Below are 19,458 nucleotides of genomic sequence, written 5' to 3'. Positions count from 1 at the left end.
TGCTAAGAGACACGATCACGATCAAGCGGGAGTGACCCGATGCACGATGAATGGTCGCAGGCGGTCGACGGGCGAAGCCACGCGGCCGACCGGTTGGCGGAGGCCGCGCGGTCGGGTAAATCGTGCGAGCCGGTGCGCGACCTGGTCGGCACCGCGCAGGAGGCGTACGCCGTCCAGGAGATCAACACCCGGCGGGCCCTGGACGAGGGGCGACGGCTGGTCGGCCGCAAGATCGGCATGACGAACGTGCCGTTGCGGGAGAAGCTCGGCATCGACCAGCCGGACTACGGCATGCTTTTTGCGGATATGTCGTATTCCGATGGGCTTCCTATCCCCATCACGCGCTTCCTGCAGCCCAAGGTCGAGGCGGAGATCGCCTTCGTGATGGGCGCCGACCTGGTGGGCGGGCCGTTCACGGTGGCCGAGGTGATCAGGGCGGTCGACTTCGTGCTGCCGGCCATCGAGATCGCCGACTCCCGCATCGCCGACTGGGACATCACGCTCCCTGACACCATCGCCGACAACGCCTCCGCCGGCGCCTTCGTGCTCGGCAACACGCCCACCTCGCTGATGGGCTCCGACCTGCGGTCGGCCGGGATGCGGATGACCCGCGCGGACGCGGAGGTCTCCACCGGCTCGGGCGAGGCCTGCATGGGCCACCCGCTCAACGCCGCCGTGTGGCTCGCCGGCGCGCTGGGCCGCACCGCCTTCCCGCTCCGCGCCGGTGACGTGGTGCTGACCGGGGCGCTCGGGCCGGTGGTCCCGGCCGAGCCGGGCGACGCGTTCGAGGCCCACGTCGACGGGCTGGGCTCCGTCCGGGCGGTGTTCTCCCCGTGACACGCGATCGCGGCCGGGCGCTGCGGGTCGAGGGCAAGGCGACGCCGCGCGGCCGGTTCCCGCACGTGCGCCGGGCCGGCGACTTCCTGTACGTCTCGGGCACCAGCTCCAGAAGGCCGGACAACACCTTCGTCGGCGCCGAGGCCGACGAGCTGGGCGTCACCGACCTCGACATCCGCGCCCAGACCAGAGCCGTCATCGAGAACGTCGGCGACATACTCAAAGCCGCGGGCGGCTCGCTGGCCGACCTCGTCCAGATCACCGCCTACCTGGTGAACATGAACGACTACAAGGGCTACAACGAGGTCTACGCCGAGTTCTTCGACGAGGAGGGGCCCACCCGCACCACCGTGGCCGTCCACCAGCTCCCGCACCCGCACCTGCTGATCGAGGTGCAGGCCGTCGCCTATCACCCCCTGGAGAGATCATGATCCCTCCGATCGACTTCACGAAGTGGATCGACGAGCACGCCCACCTGCTCAAGCCCCCGGTCGGCAACAAGGTGGTCTTCGAGGGCGCCGAGGACTTCATCGTCATGGTGGTCGGCGGGCCCAACGCCCGCACCGACTACCACGTCGACCCGTACGAGGAGCTCTTCTACCAGGTCCGCGGCAACATGCACGTCAACGTGATCACCGGCAGGGGGCCGGAGACCGTGCACATCAGGGAGGGGCAGATGTGGCTGCTGCCCCCGTCCATGCCGCACTCCCCGCAGCGGCCCGAGGAGGGGTCGGTCGGGCTGGTGGTGGAGAGGATCCGGCCGGAGGGCACGCTGGAGAGGTTCCAGTGGTACTGCGAGCAGTGCGGCTCGCTGGTCCACGAGGTCGAGCTGCAGGTACGCGACATCGTCGCCGACCTGCCGCCGGTGTTCAACGCGTTCTACGCCGACGAGAAGGCGCGCACCTGCGCGGGCTGCGGCGCGCTCCATCCGGGCAAGGGCTGAATGATCACTGACGTCCACACCCACTACGTGCCCAGGGGCTGGCCCGACCTGGGCTGGCCGGGGGCGCCCAGCCTGCGGGTGGAGTCCGAGCGCGAGGCGGTCATCCTCGTCGGCGGCGCGGAGTTCCGCCGGATCCGCCACGAGTGCTGGGACCCCCGGGTGCGCCTGGAGTCGATGGACGCCGACGGGGTGGACCGGCAGGTGGTCTCGCCGACGCCGGTGTTCTTCGGTTACGACCGGCCGCCCGCCGAGGGCGTGCGGATCGCCAGGGTCTTCAACGACCTGGCGCTGGAGATCTGCGACGGCGACCGGCTGATCCCGTTCTGCCAGGTGCCGTTGCAGGATCCCGACCTGGCCTGCGAGGAGCTGGACCGGTGTCTCGCCAACGGGCACCGGGGGGTCGAGATCGGCAACCACGCCGGCGACCGCGACCTGGACGACGACGGGATCGTACGGTTCCTGGCCCACTGCGCCGACCGGGGCGTCCCGGTGTTCGTGCACCCGTGGGACATGCCGTCGGGGCCCCGGCTCGACCGGTGGATGGCGCGGTGGCTGGTGGGCATGCCTGCCGAGACCCACCTGTCGATCCTGGCGATGATCCTCGGCGGCGTGTTCGACCGCGTCCCCGACACCCTGCGCATCTGCTTCGCCCACGGCGGCGGGTCGTTCGCCTTCTGGCTCGGCCGGTTGGAGAACGCCTGGCACCGCAGGAAGGACGTGGTCGGCGTCTCGGAAAGGCCGCCGTCCGCCTATCTCGGCCGGTTCGGCGTCGATTCGGTCGTCTTCGACGAGCGGGCGCTGCGCCTGCTGGTCGACACCTTCGGCGAGGACCACGTCATGCTCGGCTCCGACTACCCGTACCCGCTGGGCGAGTCGCCCGCGGGCGAGCTGGTCAGGACCGCCGGGTTCCTCACCGACGGGGCGCGGGCCAAGCTGATGCGCCGCAACGCCGAGGTGTTCCTGGGCTGCTGAGGGGAGCTCACCATGCGGTTACCGCCCGTCGTCGGGCTGGTGGTGCTGATGGCGGCAGGCTGCGGCGGCGGCGCCGCGCCGCAGCCGCCTCGGCACGAGGACGGCGAGGTCCGGGTGGGGGCGATCATCTCCCAGACCGGCGTCTACGCCCCGCTCGGGGACGAGATGGAACGCGCCATGCGCCTGTACCTGGAGGAGCACGGCGGCGAGCTGGGCGGCAGGCCCGCCAGGCTGGTGGTCGCCGACGACGGCGGCACCGCCGAGCAGGGCAGGCGGGCCGCCAGGGAGCTCATCGAGCGCGACCGGGTGGACGTGATTACCGGCCTGCTGGCCTCGCCGGTGGCCGAGGCCGTGGTGGCCGAGGCCGGGCGGACTCCCGTCGTGGTGGCCAACGCGGGGGCCGACGACCTGGGCGGGCCCGGCGTGTTCCGGGTGTCGTTCACCAACCACGCCCACGGGCACGCCGCGGGCCGCTACGCCGCCCTGGCCCACGGCCGCCGCCCCGCCGTGCTGATGGCCTCCGACTACTCGGCCGGCGTCGAGACCCTGGACGGCTTCGAGGAGGGGTACGGAGCCGGCAAGCTGGAACGCGTTCTCACCCCTTACGGCAGGACGCCGGACCTGGCGCCCTACCTGGCGCGGATCCCGGCGGAGGCGGAGCTGCTGTACGCGTTCTACGCGGGGGGCGAGGCGGTCGCCTTCGCCAAGGCGTTCAGGCAGCTCGGCTACGACACCAGGATCGACCTGCTGACCTGCCAGAACCTCACGGACGAGGACGTGCTGGCGGCCGTCGGGGCGGACGCGGAGGGCATCGTCAGCGTCGGGCTGTACGCGCCGGGGCTGGAGAACCCGGAGAACACCGCGTTCGTGGCGAAGTGGCAGACGCGGACCGGCCGGAACCCCTCGGTGGTGGCGGTGCAGAGCTGGGACGCCATGTCGCTCGTCGACCGGGCCGCGGCCCGGGGCGGTGACCTGACGGCCGAGCTGGAGGGAGTCGGCGAGTTACCCAGCCCGCGCGGGCCGCTGCGGCTGGACCCGGCAACACACGACCCGGTGCAGAACTGGTACGCCCGGCAGTACCAAAATGGTACAAATCGGGTTATCGCTACCGTTCCCCCGAAGGAGTGACCAGTTGCTGGATCGCGACCGCTGCCTCGCCCTGGACGCCGAGGACCCGCTGCGGGAGTTCAGGGAAGAGTTCGTGCTCCCCGAAGGCGTCATCTACCTCGTGGGCAACTCGCTCGGCGCGCTGCCGCGCCACGCCCCCGAACGGCTCCGCGCGGCGGTGGAGGACGAGTGGGGCGGTCAGCTCGTCGGCGGCTGGAACAGCGCGGGCTGGTACGACCAGCCGCTGACCCTGGGCGACCGGATCGCGCCCCTCATCGGGGCCGGGCCCGGCCAGGTCGTGGTGGGCAACACCACCTCGATCGCGATCCACCAGGCGGTCTCGGCGGCGGCGCGGCTGCGCCCCGGCAGGAAGGTCATCGTCTCCGACGCGCGCAACTTCCCGACCGACCACTACATGGTCCAAGGGTTGGCGGAGTCGCTCGGGTACGAGGTGCGCGACGTGTCCGAGGGCCGGTTCGACGACGTGGCGGCGGTGCTGCTGTCGGAGGTCGACTACCGCACCGGCGAGCGCCAGGACGTGCCCGAGGTGACCGCCCGCGTACAGGCCGCGGGGGCGCTGATGATCTGGGACGTCTGCCACAGCGTCGGCGCCATGCCCGTGGACGTGTCGGCCGCCGACTTCGCGGTCGGGTGCACGTACAAGTACCTCAACGGCGGGCCGGGGTCGCCGGCGTTCCTGTACGTGAACCCGCGCCACCAGGCCGATGCCGTGAACGTGCTGTCGGGCTGGTACGGCCACGCCGACCCGTTCGCGTTCGAGGCCGGCTACCGGCCGGCGCAGGGGATCAGGCGGTTCGCGGTGAGCACCCCGCACGTGCTGTCGTTCGCCGCCCTGGACGCCGCGCTGGACGTGTGGGAGCGGGTGCCGCTGCACCTGCTGCGCGCCAAGAGCGTGGCGCTCGGCGAGCTCTTCGCCGGGCTGGTCGGCGACGCGCTGGAACCGGCCTCGCCCGCCGACCCCGAGCGGCGCGGCAGCCACGTCGCCTTCCGTCACCCCGACGGCTATCCGGTGATGCGGGCGCTGATCGACCGGGGCGTGCACGGCGACTTCCGGGCGCCCGACATCCTGCGGTTCGGGCTGGCGCCGCTCTACCTCCGCTACGTGGACGTGTACGACGCGGCGCGGACCCTGCTGGAGGTGCTGGACAAGGAGCTGTGGCGGGACGAGAAGTACGCCAGGCGGCTCGCCGTCACGTGACCCGGCCGTCGAGCTCCTTGACCGCCCGCTTGGTCGCGACGGCCCGGTAGCTCTCCTCGACCCAGTCGAGCAGCACCTCCGACGGCGGCAGCGGCGACTCCAGCGGCACCGTCACCCATCCGGCCTTGCCGAGCCCGTAGCCGCTGGGCGCCGCCCCCTCGACGGTGAGCGCGTGGCCGTGGGCCTCCGAGCTCAGCTTCACGCCGAACGTGGGGCGCCACTTGTCGGTGGGCTCCTCGACGCCGAGGAACAGGAAGATCTTCTTCCCGACCTTGACGACGGTGTCGCCCCACGGGTGGTCCTCCCACGCCTCGGGCAGGCCGAGCGCGAACGCGCGCAGCTCCTCCCGCACGTCGTGCCAGTCGCTCATCGCGGCCCCGCCCTGAACTCGGTCAGCTTGCGCTCGATGTCGTCCCTGATGCGCTCGCGGGCCTCCATCCGCGGCACGCCCGCCATCAGCATTCCGTCATACCCCGTGTCATGGTGACGGATGGACGCGACCACCGCCAGCGTGATCGCGTTCTCGTCCAGCGCCCTGGCCGCCGCCGTGCGGCCGACCCGGCCGCTGCCGCGCAGACCGGCGTGCTCGGCGATGGCGCGGGCCCGCTCCGGCGGGCAGCCGGGGAACAACCTGGCGATCTCGCCCGCCATCCGCCCCTGGAACACGACGTCCTGCTCGGCCCTGCGCTCCCGGTCGCGCTCGCGCCGCCGCGAACGCGCCTCCTCGTCGGCGAGGCACCGCTCCTCGGCTCTGGCCAGCGCCTCCTCCTCGACCAGCAGGCCCCTGCGCTGGTAGACCTTGCGCCGCCGGTCGAAGCGCACGACCACCGCCGCCAGCCCGCTCTCCTGCTTGGCCCGGCGGCTCAGCGCCGCGTTCCCCGACGGCAGGAACACCAGATGGTCCAGGTCGGCGCAGGTCAGGCAGTGTGGCCGGTCATCCTCCATGATCAGGTAGGGGCCGGTGTCGGCGCAGCCGGCGCACGTCCACGCCTCCAGCGGCTCGACCGCGACCAGGTCGGGCGGCTTGGCCTGGCGCTCGGCGAGCCGCCGCACCCGCGACTCGCTCAGGTCGGGAGACAGCCAGTGGACGGTGAACGGCTCCTGCTCGGGATGCCCGGTGAAGCGCAGCGGGCGGCGGTCGCGGCTGCCCGACACGTACGGCGCCGGCATCGGGCGCAACCCTTTGGCCCGTGCCCAGTCGCGCAGCAGGGCGGCCGTGGTGAGCAGGCGCTCGCCGTCGACCGCGGCCAGCTCGGCGAGCGTGGCCGCGCGGCCCTGCCGCCAGACGTCGACGTGTCGCGTGTGGAGCCAGCGCAGCCCCGTCACCACGTCGATGAACGTCACGTACTGGTGGTCGGCCAGCGCGATCTCGGCGGCCTGGGCGACCCTGCGGGCCAGGTTCGGCTTGCTCACGCCCCTTAGTGTGCCGCGCCTTTGTCGGCCGGTGGGCATCCCTTGTGCCGATCGCGGCGAGTATCCGGGCAAGCCCATCCCGCGGAGGAACCTTGCGCCTGCTCTGGCCCGCCCTGCTCGTGCTCGCCACGTCCTGCGGCACCGCCCCGGCCGCTCCGCCGCTGCCCGAGGTGAAGGGCGCGTTCGGCGCCAGGCCGCAGGTGATCATCCCGGCCGGCAAGCCCGGCCGCACGACGCGGGTGGCGGAGCTGGAGCCGGGCGGGGGGCGGGAGACGGCCCCCGGCGACGTGGTGCTGGCCGACGTCGAGCTCCGCCTCTGGCGGGGCAACCAGACCCGGGCGAGCACGTACGGCACCCACCGGCCGATCGCGGTCGTCCTCGACGGGCGGCCGATCCCGCGCGTCTGGCGGGAGGCCGTCGTGGGCCGGCCGGCGGGCAGCCGGCTGCTGCTGGTCGGGCCCGCCGCGCAGGTGCTCGGCCCCGACCTGGACCTGGACGCTGGCGACCTGCCGCCGGGCGAGCCGCTGGTCGCGGTGGTCGACATCCTCGGCGGCTACCCGCCGGACGCCCGGCTGGTCGGCCGGCCGCTGCCCTCGCCGCCCGCCGGCCTCACGCCGGACGACCCGGCCCGCACGCTCATAGGGGGTTCGGGAGAGGCCGTGCGGGCCGGGTCGAAGGTGGTGGTGCAGTACGTGGCCGTCGACTGGCCGTCGAGGACCCTGGCGGACTCCTCGTACCGCACCGGCGGCCCCGCGGCCTTCACCCTGACCGGGGACGGCGCGCCGGCCGGCTGGGTGGAGGGGCTGCGCGGGCAGCGGGTGGGCGGCAGGGTCGCGTTCGGCTCGCCACCCGAGGGGTTGCTCTACGTCGTCGACGTGGTGGACTGCGTCGACTGCTAGCCGCAGTGCTCGAACGGGCTGTCGTAGGTGGACGAGCCCGCCTTGCCGCCCCACTTGACGCACTTGCCGGCCGCCTGGGCGGTGACCGGGCCCGCGTAGTAGGAGAAGTTGCCCGAGTCGGTCTTCCTGGCGCTGCCCTGGACCTCCAGGTAGGCGCTGGTGGCGGTGGCCGTGCCGAGCGAGGTCCGCTTGATCGTGGTCACGCAGTTGTTGCCCGTGGTCGTGTTGTAGAGCAGGTAGACGGTGCCCGCCGTGCCCAGCGCGGCCGAGTCGATGACCTTGAACCCGCTGCCGCACACCTTCTCCGGCGTGTGCGGGTTGACGCTGCCGCCGGTCACGTAGCTCATGTACTTGGCCCAGTCCCAGTGCGGGCCGGGGTCGGTGTGGTCGTTGCCGGGCACCTCGACGTGGCCGACGATGTGCGTGCGGTCCTTCGGGATGCCGTACCTGTCGGCGATGTTGCGGGTCAGCGCGGCCGACGCCCGGTACATCTGGTCGGTGAACCACGAGGCGTTGTCGACGAACCCCTCGTGCTCGATGCCGACGGAGCGCCGGTTCCAGTCCTTCGCGTGGAAGGCGCGGTCCTTCTCCCGCACCATCTGGGTGATCTGCCCGTCGGACGAGCGCACCAGGTAGTGCGAGGACGACTTGGCCGCCGGGTTCTGGAACCACGAGATCGAGCCCGCGTAGGTGCCCTGCATGACATGGACCACGATCCGGTCGATGCGGTCGCTCGACGGGCGGCTGGAGACCGCGTAGTTGGCGCTGTTCGCGGCCACCCAGAGCGCGCCGGGGTAGTCCACGGCCGCGGCGAGGGCGCGCGGCTGCTCGGCGTACTCGCCCTGGTCGGGCTGGACGGCCCGGGGCTTCACCTGCACGCCCCGGGCGTCCACCCCGGCGGCGAGCGTCTCGTACACCGCGTCGGCGTAGATCCTGGCCGTGGCGTCGTTCGCGGCGTGGGCGTACGCGGCCACGGCCGGATACCAGCGGCCGAGGTCGTCCCGCTGGGCGGCGCCCAGCCCGAGCGCGTCGGCCTCGGCCCGGAGCACGGCCGCGCCGCCGAGCACGTTGGCCGCGTCGTCCGACTTGAGCGCGGCGACCGGCTTGGAGGTCAGCTTCGCGGCCTGCTCCAGGGTCTTGGCGGTGGGGTTGCTGACCAGGTGCATGATGCCGTAGCCGCCGCTGGCGCTGGGCTCGCCCCGGTGACCGTCCAGCCGGGACTCCGCGTACGCGAGCGCCACGAGCAGGTCGCGCGGCACGTCGTAGGCGGCCGCCGCGCGGTCGAACGCCTGCGCCAGGGGGTTCTGGGCGGTCTCGGTGGAGGCGTGCGCGGCCGTCGTGCCGGACAGCGCCAGCAGCCCGGCCACGATGAGGATCTTGGACTTCACGTCACTTCCGCTTCGGAGAAGGGATGGGGAAGGGAACCGCCCCGCCGCGGGTGCGCGGCGGGGCGGAGAGGCTCAGCTGCCGCAGTGCTGGAACGGGCTGTCGTGGGTGGACGAGCCCGCCTTGCCGCCCCACTTGACGCACTTGCCGGCCGCCTGGGCGGTGACCGGGCCCGCGTAGTAGGAGAAGTTGCCCGAGTCGGTCTTCCTGGCGCTGCCCTGGACCTCCAGGTAGGCGCTGGTGGCCGTGGCCGTGCCGATCGACGAGTGCTTGATCGTGGTGACGCAGTTGTTGCCGTTGGAGGCGTTGTAGAGCAGGTAGACGGTGCCCGCCGTGCCCAGCGCGGCCGAGTTGATCACGCTGTAGCCGGCGCCGCAGACCGAGGTCGGGGTGTGCGGGTTGGTGCTGCCGCCGCCGCAGTTGCGCGAGGTCAGCGTCTGGTTCGGGTAGCCGAAGGTGACCCCGTTGAAGACGGCCTTGCGGACGTTCGACGGGTAGCTGGTGCCCTGGCGGACCTCGTAGTGCAGGTGGGCGCTGATGTTGTTGCCCGGCTTGCTGGTCTTGCCCACGGTGCCGATCTTCTGGCCCTGCGCCACCGACTGGCCCACGCTGACCGAGCGGGCGTTCAGGTGGGCGTAGTAGGTGGACCAGCCGCCGCCGTGGTCGATCTTGACCAGGTTGCCGAAGCCGTTCGTCGAGCCCTGGTGCGAGGAGATCACCACGGTGCCCGACGCGGCCGCCACCACGGTGTCGCCGAGGTCGGCGTCGGCGCTGCCGCCCCGGTTGAAGTCGATCTCGTACGACTGGTGGGCGCTGCTCGCGTTCGAGTTGCCCGTCCACGCCTGGCCGCAGGGGAACGGCAGCTGGAAGTCGGTGGCGAGCGCCTGCGCCTGCTGCGTCTCCGCCTGCCTGTCGGCGGCGGCCGCGGATGCCGTGCCGAGGCTCATCAAGAGAGCGGCTCCGGCCACGATTGCTCCGCTGATCTTCATCAGGTGATCCTTTCGGGGGCGATCTCTCTCACCCAGGGTCGGGATAACCCGTACAGAAAGCGTCCAGAACCGGTACAACAAGCTGTCAGGCCTCATAGAGGAGCTGATGCGGTCATGACGGTCACCTTTCATGTGCTCGGACCGCTGGAGGTACGGTCGGCGGGTCAGCCGGTCCGGATCTCCGGCAGAAAGCCACGCCTGCTGCTCGCCACTCTGCTGCTGCACGCCAACCACGTGGTCGGCGCCGACGACCTGGTCGAGGTGCTCTGGCCGGAGCGCGCGCCCCGCTCGGCCCTGGCCAACCTGCGCACCTACGCCAGCTCGCTCCGGTCCGACCTGGCCGGGACCGGCGAGGAAGCCGGCAGCCGGCTGCGCGGCGAAGGCTCCGGCTACGCGATCGACGTGCCCGGCGGCGCGCTCGACCTGCTCGCCTTCGAGGAGCTGGCCGGCCAGGCGCGCTACGCCGACGCGCTCGCGCTCTGGCGCGGCGCGCCGCTCGCCGACCTGCCGGGCAGCCCGCTGTGGGACCGCCGGCTCGAACCCCTGCACGGCTTACGCTTACGCGCCGCGGAGGAGCTGATCGGCCAGCGGCTCGGATCGGGCGACCACGCCGGGGCGGTGAGCGAACTGCGCGGACTGCTGGGCGAGCACCCCTACCGGGAGGACCTGTGGTCCAGGCTGCTGCTGGCCCTGCACGGCGGCGGCAGGAGGGCCGAGGCGCTGCGCACCTACGCCTCGGTGCGGGCCAGGCTGGTGGACGAGCTGGGCGTGGAGCCCGGCACCGAGCTGCGCCGCGCGTACGAGACGATCCTCGCCGACGAGCCGGCGCCCGCCGCGCCGCACCAGCTCCCGCCCGACGTGCCCGACTTCATCGGGCGCGAGGCCGAGCTGGCGGCGCTGGCCGGGCCGTTCCCGCTTGCGACGATCTCCGGGCCGCCCGGCGTGGGCAAGTCCGCGCTGGCGGTACGGGCCGCGCTGGCCCTGCGCACCCGCTTCCCGGCGGGCCAGCTCTACCTCGACCTCGACGGCAGGGAGCCGGGCGACCTGCTCGCCGAGGCGCTGCGGGCGCTCGGCGTGGAGTCGCCGCCGCCGACCGTGCGGGAGCGATCGGCCCTGCTGCGCTCGCTGCTCGCCGGGCGGCCCATGCTGCTGCTGCTCGACGACGCGCTCGACGCCGCCCAGGTACGCCCGCTGCTGCCGGGCAACGACAGCTCGGTGATCGTGACCAGCAGGCGCCGCATCACCGAGCTGCCCGGCGCGCTCCACGTCGACCTGGCCGAGCTGCCCCAGGAGGAGGCCCTGCTGCTGCTCGGCCGGATCGCGGGCGCCGACCGGGTGGCGCGCGAGCGCGCCGACGCGCTGGCCATCGTCGACGCCTGCGCACGGCTGCCGCTGGCGCTGCGCAGCGCCGGGTCCCGGCTCGCCGGGCGGCCCGGCTGGTCCCTGGCGGTGCTCAGGCAACGCCTCCAGGACGACAGGCTCGGCGAGCTGAAGGAGGTCCGCGCCTGCCTGGAGCGCAGCTACCGCCACCTGCCGGCCGAGGCCGCCCGCACGCTGGGCACCCTCGGCCTGCTCGGCGCGCCCGCCCAGCCCGGCTGGGTGGTCGGCGCCGCGCTGGACCGGCCCCGCGCCGACGACGTGACGGACCTGCTCGTCGACGTGAACCTGCTGGAGGTGGCCGGCACCGACCTCGTCGGCCAGCCCCGCTACCGGTTACCCGACCTGATCCGCCGGCACGCGCTCGAACGTGGTCCCGACCCGCAGGGCGTGGCCAGGGTGCTGGCCGCGTGGACGGCGACCACCGAGCACGCTATGGCCAGGCTGCCCACCACCGTCTTCAGCCTCACCGCCGCCGGGGCGCCGCGCTGGCGGCTGCCCGAGCAGACCCTGGACCGGCTCACCGCCGACCCGCTCACCTGGTTCGAGACCGAGCACGAGGCGCTGGCCGGCGCGGTGTCCGTGGCCGCCGAGGCCGGTCTCGCGGCCTCCGCCTGGGGCCTTGCCGCCGCCATGGTGCCGTACCTCGACCTGCACTGCCACCTGGACACCTGGCAGCGCACCCACGACGTCGCGCTGGCCGCCGCCCGCGCCGCCGGCGACACGTACGGGGAGGCCGCGATGCTGCGCGGCCTCGCCCAGGTCGCGCTCTACCGGGACCGGTACGAGGAGGCGGCCGAGGGCTTCACCCGCGCCCGCGGGCTCTTCCGCGAGCTGGGGGACCTGCGGGCGGAGGCCACCTCGGTCTGCGGGCTGGGCGCGGTCAGCCAGTTCAGCGGCCGGCACGCCCGCTCGCTCGACCAGTTCAAGCAGGCGCTGGCCATGTTCCTCGCGGCGGGCGACCAGCACGGCGAGGCGTTCACCCGGCAGGCCATCGGGCGGGCCTGCATCAAGGCCGGCGACCTGGCGCAGGCGTCGGAGTCGCTCGGCCAGGCGATGCGGCTGGCCCAGGACCTCGGCGACGCGCACCGTGAAGGCTGCGTCTGCCTGCAGATGGGCACGCTGCACCGGGCCATGTCGTTCCACCGGCACGCCCTGGAGATCTTCGAGTCGCTCGGCGACCGCCACTGCGGGGCGTACGCGCTGCAGAGCCTGGCCGGGCTGCAGGTGGACCGCGGCGAGCTGGCCCCCGCCTCGGCCGGGCTGGAGCGGTCGCTGCTGGTCTTCCGCGAGCTGGGCGACCGCAGCGGCGAGGCCTCCGCCACCCAGCTGCTCGGCGAGCTGCACCGCTCCGCCGGCCGGACCGGCCTCGCCCTCGGCTACCTCGAACACGCCAGCCTGCTGCGCCGCGAACTCCCCGCCTGAACCGATCGCTCCGCGTCAGCCGTTCGTCAGGCGGCGGAAGAGCCACTTGAAGCGGGAGCCGCCGCCGCGAGCCGAGCCCTCCAGGGCGGCCAGCGACTCCTCCGCGGTGGGGCGCTTGGCCGGGACGAGGTCGATCATCCGCCGCACCACCTCCGGCACGTCCGCCCGCCCATAGGCGTCGGCGCTGGTCGGCAGCGCGCCGGTCAGGAGCTGGTAGGCGATCACGCCCGCCGCGTACACGTCGGCGGCGGCGGTCATCCGGTCAGGACGCTCCTGGCACTCGGGCGCGACGTAGTGGGCGTCGAGCACGTTGTGGAGCTCGTGCACCACCGTGTAGTCGCGCGGCCCCGGCTTGGCGTAGTCGAACCCGGTCAGCACCGCGTGGCCGTCGTCGGTCACCAGCACGCTGGCCGGGGTGAGCGCACGGTGGATCACCCCGTGGGCGTGCGCGTGGGCCAGGCCGCGCAGCATGTCCTGGATCACGCCCAGCCGCTCGCCGCTGCCCAGCCGCAGATGGAGCGCCTGGCCGTGGACGTCGTCGAGCACCAGCACGAACCGGCTCTCGTCGTCGATGGCGAAGAAGTCGCGCGAGCGCACCACGCACGGGTGGGGAGGGATGCGGGCCAGGGTCTGGTAGGCGTTGGCGATGCGCTGCCGCTCGGCCGCCCTGGACGCCTGGTCGGCGAGCGGGTCGGCCTGGTAGACCCGGAGCAGCACGGTCTCGCTGCCCGGCAGCGTGGCGTTGAACGCGCGGTATTCGGTGACCCGCGCGTCGCCGCCGAGCTGCTCCTCGACCTCCCAGTTGCCGAAGCGAGGAGGCGCGGTGCTGCGGCGTACGGTCTGGTTGAGCGCGTCGAGCACGGCGGACAGGTAGGGGCGCACGTCGGGGCTGCAGCCGCGCCTGACCCGGGAGACGTCGCCCAGCGTCGCGATCAGGCCGGACAGGTCGGTGACGTTGACCGCGTCGCGCCCGGCCGGGTCGACCAGCCGCGCGTCGGGGGAGGTGAGCACCACCAGGCTGTCGACGTAGACCCGCTCCAGCTGGGTGGCCCGGGAGACGAGCAGGCCCTTGAGCGCCTTGGCGGTGCCGCGCAGCTTGGTGACCGGTGAGCCGAACGCCTCCCTGCGCGGCGGGAACCAGCGCGAGCCGGACACCTCGATGCGGCCCCTGGTGCCCTTGACGTCGACGACCACCAGCGCGTGGCGGGTCAGCACGATCAGGTCGACCTCGTAGACGTCGTCGCCGCGCGGCACCTCCACGTTGTGCAGCAGGAGCCAGTCGGCGGGCGCGTTGTCTCTCAGAAAGGCGATCACGCGCCGTTCGGCGTCGTTGACCGGCCTCCCGCCCCCGACGATCTCTGCCATGGCCCTATCCTCGCACGAAATGGATTGACAACATGCTGTCGAAATGACAGTATGTTGTCATGAGTGAAGCGAAGAGAACGATCCATGTGGCGGCTTACGACACCATGGCCGACTGGGAGGTCGGGCACGCGACGGCTCATCTGCGCACCGGCCGCTTCCACCGCGACCGGAGCGGCTTCGAGATCGTCATGGTCGGTCTCACCCGCGACCCCGTCACCACCATGGGCGGCCTGCGGGTCACGCCCGACCTGGCGCTCGACGAGCTCTCGCCCTCGGGGAGCGCGCTGCTCATCCTGCCCGGCGCCGCCACGTGGGACGAGGGGGACGACCTCACGCCGTTCGCCCGCACCGCCCGCGCGTTCCTCTCCGAGGGGGTCCCGGTCGCCGCGATCTGCGGCGCCACGGCCGGTCTCGCACGGGAGGGCCTGCTCGACGGGCGCGCCCACACCAGCGGCGCGGTGCAGTACCTGGAGGCCCAGGAGGGCTACTCCGGCGCCGCCCGCTACGTCGAGACGGACGCGGTCACCGACGGCGACCTCATCACGGCGGGCCCCACCGAGCCGGTGGCCTTCGCCCGCGAGATCTTCCTCCGGCTCGACGTCAACCGGCCCGAGATCGTCGACGCGTGGTACCGGCTGTTCTCCCGCAGCGACGCCTCGGCGTACGAGGTGCTGATGTCGGCGTGAGCGGCGCCTCGCCCGAGACGGTGGAGCTGCTGTCGGACGCCGCTCTCACGGTCTTCCGGCTCAACGGGCAGTTCCTGGAGGTGGCCGAGTCGCTGGCCCGTCCGGCCGGGCTGACGGCCGCCTGGTGGCAGGTGCTCGGGGCGGTGCTGCGTGAGCCGTTGCCGGTGGCCGGCATCGCCAGGGTGATGGGCATGACCCGCCAGGGCGTGCAGCGGGTCGCCGATCTGCTGGTGGAGAAGGGCCTGGCCGAATACCTGCCGAACCCGGCGCACAAGCGCGCCAAGCTCCTCACCCCGACCGATGAGGGCAGGGCGGCCGTCGCCAGGATCGTCCCCGGCCACCGGGAGCTGGCCGCCACCTTGGCCGCCGAGCTGGGCGCGGACGGCTTCCACGCCTGCGTGGAGTCACTGCGGCGGCTCAGCGCCGCCATGGACCGCATCCAGCGGACCCCCTGAGCCTCACCAGTCCGGCTCCACGCCTGGGCGGACCGCGCCGATGTAGGTGGGCCTGTCCACCGGTTCCACCCGTACGGTGGCGCCGGTGAACGGGGCGTTGACCATCCGCTTGCGGTTGATCGCGATGCCGACGTGCTCCGGCCCGCGGCGGCGCGGGTTGCTGTCGTAGAAGACCAGGTCACCGGCGCGCACCTCGTCCCTGGGGATCCGGATCCCGTCCTCCCACTGCCTCTGCGAGGTGCGGCTGATGGTCACGCCCACCCTGGCCCATGCGTACTGGGCCAGGCCCGAGCAGTCGAAGCCCCAGGTCTTGGCGCCGCGCCCGATCCCGTAGCCGGGCCCGCTCGTGCCGCCTCCGCCCCACGAGTACGGCAGCCCGATCGCTTCCAGGGCGGCGTCGGCCACCACCCGGCCGGGCCGCGGATACCACGGCCTGTCGTCGTAACATTCGACCGCGTACGGGTCGAAACAGTCGTGTGCCATTGCCGTGGCGGAATTCAGGGTTCCGGGAAAAGCGCACGCCATGGCCGTGGCGATAAGTATGCGTACTGCCCGCATCTGGATATTCACCGCTTCTGCCTTGTCGGTCACGCCGATCCTCGCCGCCGGCGCGGCACCGCTCGTCCCCTGATGAATGCTCCCGGCCTATAGGCATAAAACGCCCTTTAGCCAGGCCGGATGCACGTATGGCGACAAGCTGAAAATGCGTCCACAATGGCCCACGACAAAAGCGGATCAGCTCGGACATATCACCAATAAGAAGCGGCAGGAGATATTCGCTATCCCGAAAAGGGCTTGGTTTTTCCGTGAGCGCCTCCGCTCGCCCGCCGGTCGAGGCGCGGCCCCGCCCGTTCACGAGATGGTGTGAATACGGTCATTTCATGGCGAAGATTACATAAGTCGGCATATTGCGTGTATTGTGGGCAGCGGCCGGTGTTTCGGCCGCAGGGCTCGCCGGCAACCCCCTGAGACCGAGTGGGGGTGTGCGCATGATGAGCGATGACATGGGGCGGCTGCTCTACCAGGACGCCCAACTGCGGATCATCGCGCGGAGCGGTTCGACGGCCGTCCTGGTGGGCGAGGTCGACGTCACCAACAGCCCGGCGCTCGAACGTACCCTGCGATCCGCGTGGCACGGCGGCGAGCCGCTGACCGTCGACACCGGCGCGCTGACCTTCGTCGACCTGTCCGGCCTGCGGGTGCTGGTCATGCCCGCGGTGCCGCCCGGCCGGCGGTGGATCCGGCTGGTCAACGTGACACCGTTCCAGAGACGGCTGATGGGCCTCATGGGCTGGCACCATGAGGCCCGCGCGCAGCCGCTGGTCTAGATGACCGACAGGGCCGCCGTGCCCAGCCCCGTCGGCCCGGACGGCAGGCCGCGGAAGGGCCGGTTGTGCCGCCGCAGGGACTCCTCGTCGTAACGGCGGCAGTCGCGGTGCCAGACGAGGATCCCGGACATCCAGTTCTCCAGGTCCCGCACGTAGCCGTCGAGCGCCTGCCCGGCCCGCTCGTCCAGCCCGAGGTCGGCGCGGAGCACCGGCAGCTCGTGCGCGGCCACGTGCTGGAACTGCCGCATCCGCGACTCCATCAGGTCGACCACGATCCGCAGGCCCTCCGGATAGCCACAGCCGAAGAAGCTCTGCACCACCAGCACCCCGTTGTGGATCTCACCCTCGAACTCGATCTCCTTCTGGTACGAGAACACGTCGTTGAGCAGGCAGGCGTAATCCTGCGCGGCGTTCTCCAGCGACTTGAGCGGCCCGCTCGCGCACACCTCGGGAGGGATCTCGTCGGCGCGGGCCAGCCGGCACAGGCTCATCGTCAGGTCGGAGCCGAACGTCAGCCGCCGCATCTCGACGTAGTCGACCGGTTCGGGGATGCGGTGCGCCGCCTGGTTGGCCAGCTCCCACACCCAGCTCTCGGTCATGTCCTCGACGGACCGGCGGAACGCGCGCCGCGCCGCCTCGCTCATCGGCCCGGCCGAGCGCCGCCACAGGTCGGCCAGCGAGCGCTCCAGCGCGCTGGCCGGTGTCGCGAAGGTGACGCCGTCGAGCGGCATGAACCCCGGCAGCCGGGCCACCGCGGCCCGCGCGGCGACCAGGTTGCGCCCGAACACCTTCGGGAAGTAGTCGTCGCCGTACGTCCCCCAGGCCAGCCAGGCCGACGACAGGTCCAGCTCCTCAGGCGTGGCGTCCGGGTGGATGCCGGCCGCGCACAGCGGCAGGTCGTAGTCGGCGAGCTTCTCCTCGTCCCACACGGCCACGTCGAGTATGCCCATCCGGCGAGCCCACGCGTCCAGGTTGCGCCGGGCCCCCTCCAGGTGCGGGGAGAGCCGCGCGGTGAACGGCATGAAGAGGTCGGGCACCCGGGCCGGCCCCACCCGCTGGTACGGGACGTGCTGATGGGAGCGGAACCGGTGGAGCCCCAGCGACGCCATGCCGAGCCCCGGCCCCGGTGCGGCCTTGGTGTAGCGGCTGGACCGGGCGTGCCACTCGTGCCCGCCCGACTGCCAGTCCTGCAGCCCCTTCACGTACGCCAGCACGCCGCCGCAGCTGACCGGGTCGATCCGGTGCTCGGCCAGCAGCGGCCCCAGCTCGGTGGCGAAGGTGTGCTCGAACTGCTGCAACCGCGCCGTGAGCAGGTCGTTGACCGCGTCCGCCGCCTGCTGCGTGGTGCACTCCAGGAACGTCTCCAGGACCAGCACCCCGTTGCTCAGCTCGCCCTCCTCACCGGTCTCCCGCTGGTAGGAGAACAGGTCGTTGCGCAGGTGGACCCCGTCGGCGAAGGTGTCGCGCAGCACCCGCATCGGCCGCGACCCGGCGATCACGTCCGGCACCTCGGCTCCCACGGCGTGCTCGACCAGCCCGGCCGACCAGGGCGCCCCGCCGACCTTGCGGCGCATCTCGATGTACTCGACCGGGTTCGGCACCCGGCCCGCGTTGATGTTGGACAGCTCCCACAACGACTCGTCCAGGAGCGCCTTCGTGCTCTCGGCGAACCGCGCACGCCACCCGGGCGACGTCCCCGGCACCGTGCGCGCCCACAGGTCGGCGAGCCCCGCCTCGACCGGGTTGGCCGGCTCGGGCACGGCGGCCCCCGGCTCCAGCGGCATGAACGCGGGCATCCGGTCCAGGTAGGCCTTGCCGCCCTCCCGGTCGCCCGGCCGCTTGAACACCTCCAGGAAGTGGTCGTCGAAGAAGAACACCCACACGTACCAGTCGGTCACCAGGCACAGCTCGGCGGCGTCGCAGTCGGGATGGGTGTACGCGCACAGCAGCGCGTAGTCGTGGGCGTCGAGGTCGTCGGTGGTCCAGACGCCCGAGCCCTCCAGCATCCCCATGCCCCGCGCCCACAGCCTGGCGTGGGTCCTGGCCTCCTCCAGATGCGGGTTGAGCCGCGCCGGATGCGGCAGGTAGAAGTCCGGCATGTCGAAGCTCACCCGTACACCTCCACGCCGTCGAGCACGCCGAGCGCATCGGGGACGAGCACGGCGACCGAGTAGTAGGCGCTGACGAGGTAGGTGGTGATGCCCCGCTCGTCGATGCCCATGGCCCGGACGCTGAGCCCCGGCAGGTGCTCGTCGGGGATGCCGGTCTGGTGCAGCCCCACCACGCCCTGGTCCTCCTCGCCGGTGCGGAAGGCCAGGATCGAGCTGGTGCCCGACCGGCTGATCGGGATCTTGTCGCAGGGCAGGATGGGCACGCCGCGCCAGGCGGTCATCCGGCTGCCGTCGACCTCGACGCTGTCGGGGTAGACGCCCGTGGCGCTGCACTCGCGGCCGAACGCCGCGATGGCGAGCGGGTGCGCCAGCATGTAGCGGGTCTTGCGCCGGCGGGTCAGCAGCGCGTCCAGGTCGGACGGGCCGGGCCGCCCCGAGCGGGGGGTCAGCCGCTGCTTCGGGTCGGCGCTGTGCAGCAGCCCGAACCGGGGGTTGCCGACCAGCTCGCGCTCCTGCGCCTCGCGCACCGCCTCGACGGTGAGCCTGAGCTGCTCCTTGGTCTGGTCCATCGGGTCACTGAACAGGTCGGCGACCCTGGTGTGGACCCGCAGCACGGCCTGGGAGACGCTCAGTTCGTACTCGCGCGGGCTGGGATCGTAGTCGGGGAACGTGCCGGGCAGCCGCGGCTCCCCCCGGTGGCCGGACGCCAGGTCGATCGCGACCTCCCCGCGCCTGTTCAGCGGGCGCGGGTCGGGCCGCTCGGGTGAGGGGGTGAGCCGGCGGTTCACCCGGTAGCTCCCCGCGGAGAGCTCCACCCACGGCAGCGCGCGCAGCAGCCACCGGGGGGAGCTCTCCTGCGTATGGGGAGCCGTCTTGGTCGTCGTGGCCAGCGTGCGAGCCCCGGGCGTGCCGAGGCTCAGCGGCCGTTCCAGCTCGGTCAACCGGG

19 protein-coding genes are annotated in these 19,458 nt (G+C 72.5%); 11 read left to right on the top strand and 8 right to left on the bottom strand.

What is annotated here, in order from left to right; genetic code table 11:
- Nucleotides 1–39 precede the first annotated feature (39 nt).
- The 6 genes from ACIBF7_RS02380 to kynU are packed head-to-tail and all read left to right on the top strand — an operon-like array spanning nucleotide 40 to nucleotide 5,078.
- Complete coding sequence (locus ACIBF7_RS02380; protein WP_397196184.1) at nucleotides 40–837, top strand: 2-keto-4-pentenoate hydratase; 798 nt, start codon at nucleotides 40–42, stop codon at nucleotides 835–837.
- Nucleotides 834–1,268, top strand: coding sequence for a RidA family protein (locus ACIBF7_RS02375; protein WP_397196183.1), 435 nt, complete (start codon nucleotides 834–836; stop codon nucleotides 1,266–1,268). The genes ACIBF7_RS02380 and ACIBF7_RS02375 overlap by 4 nt, the downstream gene beginning before the upstream one ends.
- A complete protein-coding gene (locus ACIBF7_RS02370) occupies nucleotides 1,265–1,780 on the top strand; it encodes a 3-hydroxyanthranilate 3,4-dioxygenase (protein ID WP_397196182.1) in 516 nt (171 codons plus the stop codon). Before ACIBF7_RS02375 ends, ACIBF7_RS02370 begins: the two co-directional genes overlap by 4 nt.
- Nucleotides 1,781–2,752, top strand: coding sequence for an amidohydrolase family protein (locus ACIBF7_RS02365; protein ID WP_397196181.1), 972 nt, complete (start codon nucleotides 1,781–1,783; stop codon nucleotides 2,750–2,752).
- 12 nt (nucleotides 2,753–2,764) lie between these two features.
- Nucleotides 2,765–3,880, top strand: a complete 1,116-nt coding sequence (locus ACIBF7_RS02360) for an ABC transporter substrate-binding protein (protein ID WP_397196180.1) — start codon at nucleotides 2,765–2,767, stop codon at nucleotides 3,878–3,880.
- A 4-nt stretch (nucleotides 3,881–3,884) separates the two neighbouring features.
- Nucleotides 3,885–5,078: a kynureninase gene (gene kynU, locus ACIBF7_RS02355; protein WP_397196179.1), complete on the top strand. Its 1,194-nt coding sequence runs from the start codon at nucleotides 3,885–3,887 to the stop codon at nucleotides 5,076–5,078.
- On the opposite strand, the gene ACIBF7_RS02350 is transcribed toward kynU, so the two are convergent.
- Together ACIBF7_RS02350 and ACIBF7_RS02345 are read right to left on the bottom strand one after the other, a co-directional pair.
- Nucleotides 5,071–5,448 carry an MmcQ/YjbR family DNA-binding protein gene (locus tag ACIBF7_RS02350; RefSeq protein ID WP_271275982.1) on the bottom strand — a complete coding sequence of 126 codons (378 nt, stop codon included), beginning with the start codon at nucleotides 5,446–5,448 and terminating at the stop codon, nucleotides 5,071–5,073. The two genes, kynU and ACIBF7_RS02350, sit on opposite strands and share 8 nt — an antisense overlap.
- Nucleotides 5,445–6,491 (bottom strand): DUF2293 domain-containing protein, encoded by a 1,047-nt coding sequence (locus ACIBF7_RS02345; RefSeq protein ID WP_261808953.1) that lies wholly within the window; start codon nucleotides 6,489–6,491, stop codon nucleotides 5,445–5,447. Before ACIBF7_RS02345 ends, ACIBF7_RS02350 begins: the two co-directional genes overlap by 4 nt.
- 92 nt (nucleotides 6,492–6,583) lie before the next feature.
- Between ACIBF7_RS02345 and ACIBF7_RS02340 the strand changes: the two genes are divergently transcribed.
- The gene (locus tag ACIBF7_RS02340) at nucleotides 6,584–7,390 is read left to right on the top strand and encodes an FKBP-type peptidyl-prolyl cis-trans isomerase (protein ID WP_271275983.1); all 807 of its coding nucleotides are present in this window, start codon (nucleotides 6,584–6,586) and stop codon (nucleotides 7,388–7,390) included.
- Here ACIBF7_RS02340 and ACIBF7_RS02335 read toward each other — a convergent pair.
- Both ACIBF7_RS02335 and ACIBF7_RS02330 read right to left on the bottom strand, forming a co-directional pair.
- Nucleotides 7,387–8,778, bottom strand: coding sequence for an N-acetylmuramoyl-L-alanine amidase (locus ACIBF7_RS02335; RefSeq protein ID WP_397196178.1), 1,392 nt, complete (start codon nucleotides 8,776–8,778; stop codon nucleotides 7,387–7,389). The genes ACIBF7_RS02340 and ACIBF7_RS02335 overlap by 4 nt on opposite strands.
- 72 nt (nucleotides 8,779–8,850) lie before the next feature.
- Complete coding sequence (locus ACIBF7_RS02330; protein ID WP_397196177.1) at nucleotides 8,851–9,765, bottom strand: M23 family metallopeptidase; 915 nt, start codon at nucleotides 9,763–9,765, stop codon at nucleotides 8,851–8,853.
- A gap of 114 nt (nucleotides 9,766–9,879) precedes the next feature.
- Between ACIBF7_RS02330 and ACIBF7_RS02325 the strand changes: the two genes are divergently transcribed.
- On the top strand, nucleotides 9,880–12,567 hold the full coding sequence (locus ACIBF7_RS02325) for a BTAD domain-containing putative transcriptional regulator (protein WP_397196176.1): 2,688 nt from the start codon (nucleotides 9,880–9,882) through the stop codon (nucleotides 12,565–12,567).
- Nucleotides 12,568–12,582: 15 nt separating this feature from the next.
- Here ACIBF7_RS02325 and ACIBF7_RS02320 read toward each other — a convergent pair whose 3' ends face one another.
- Nucleotides 12,583–13,932: an NERD domain-containing protein kinase family protein gene (locus ACIBF7_RS02320; RefSeq protein ID WP_397196175.1), complete on the bottom strand. Its 1,350-nt coding sequence runs from the start codon at nucleotides 13,930–13,932 to the stop codon at nucleotides 12,583–12,585.
- Between the two features lie 59 nt (nucleotides 13,933–13,991).
- Here ACIBF7_RS02320 and ACIBF7_RS02315 point away from each other — a divergent pair, with 59 nt between their 5' ends.
- Nucleotides 13,992–14,618, top strand: a complete 627-nt coding sequence (locus tag ACIBF7_RS02315; protein ID WP_271275986.1) for a type 1 glutamine amidotransferase family protein — start codon at nucleotides 13,992–13,994, stop codon at nucleotides 14,616–14,618.
- Entirely contained in the window at nucleotides 14,615–15,073 is a 459-nt protein-coding gene (locus ACIBF7_RS02310) for a MarR family winged helix-turn-helix transcriptional regulator (protein WP_397196174.1), read from the top strand. Before ACIBF7_RS02315 ends, ACIBF7_RS02310 begins: the two co-directional genes overlap by 4 nt.
- A gap of 3 nt (nucleotides 15,074–15,076) precedes the next feature.
- Here ACIBF7_RS02310 and ACIBF7_RS02305 read toward each other — a convergent pair whose 3' ends face one another.
- Complete coding sequence (locus tag ACIBF7_RS02305) at nucleotides 15,077–15,556, bottom strand: C40 family peptidase (RefSeq protein ID WP_187281517.1); 480 nt, start codon at nucleotides 15,554–15,556, stop codon at nucleotides 15,077–15,079.
- 506 nt (nucleotides 15,557–16,062) lie between these two features.
- Here ACIBF7_RS02305 and ACIBF7_RS02300 point away from each other — a divergent pair.
- Nucleotides 16,063–16,401 carry an STAS domain-containing protein gene (locus ACIBF7_RS02300; RefSeq protein WP_271275988.1) on the top strand — a complete coding sequence of 113 codons (339 nt, stop codon included), beginning with the start codon at nucleotides 16,063–16,065 and terminating at the stop codon, nucleotides 16,399–16,401.
- On the opposite strand, the gene ACIBF7_RS02295 is transcribed toward ACIBF7_RS02300, so the two are convergent.
- Both ACIBF7_RS02295 and ACIBF7_RS02290 read right to left on the bottom strand, forming a co-directional pair.
- Nucleotides 16,398–18,512: a terpene synthase family protein gene (locus ACIBF7_RS02295; RefSeq protein ID WP_271275989.1), complete on the bottom strand. Its 2,115-nt coding sequence runs from the start codon at nucleotides 18,510–18,512 to the stop codon at nucleotides 16,398–16,400. The two genes, ACIBF7_RS02300 and ACIBF7_RS02295, sit on opposite strands and share 4 nt — an antisense overlap.
- Nucleotides 18,509–19,453, bottom strand: coding sequence for a family 2B encapsulin nanocompartment shell protein (locus ACIBF7_RS02290; protein ID WP_148035566.1), 945 nt, complete (start codon nucleotides 19,451–19,453; stop codon nucleotides 18,509–18,511). Before ACIBF7_RS02290 ends, ACIBF7_RS02295 begins: the two co-directional genes overlap by 4 nt.
- Nucleotides 19,454–19,458 lie beyond the last annotated feature (5 nt).

The sequence above is a fragment of the Nonomuraea sp. NPDC050478 genome, from assembly GCF_044458265.1.
Classification (GTDB): Bacteria; Actinomycetota; Actinomycetes; order Streptosporangiales; family Streptosporangiaceae; genus Nonomuraea; species Nonomuraea ferruginea.
Note: the sequence above shows the minus strand (reverse complement) of the source record. Positions and strands in the feature narration are given on the sequence as shown.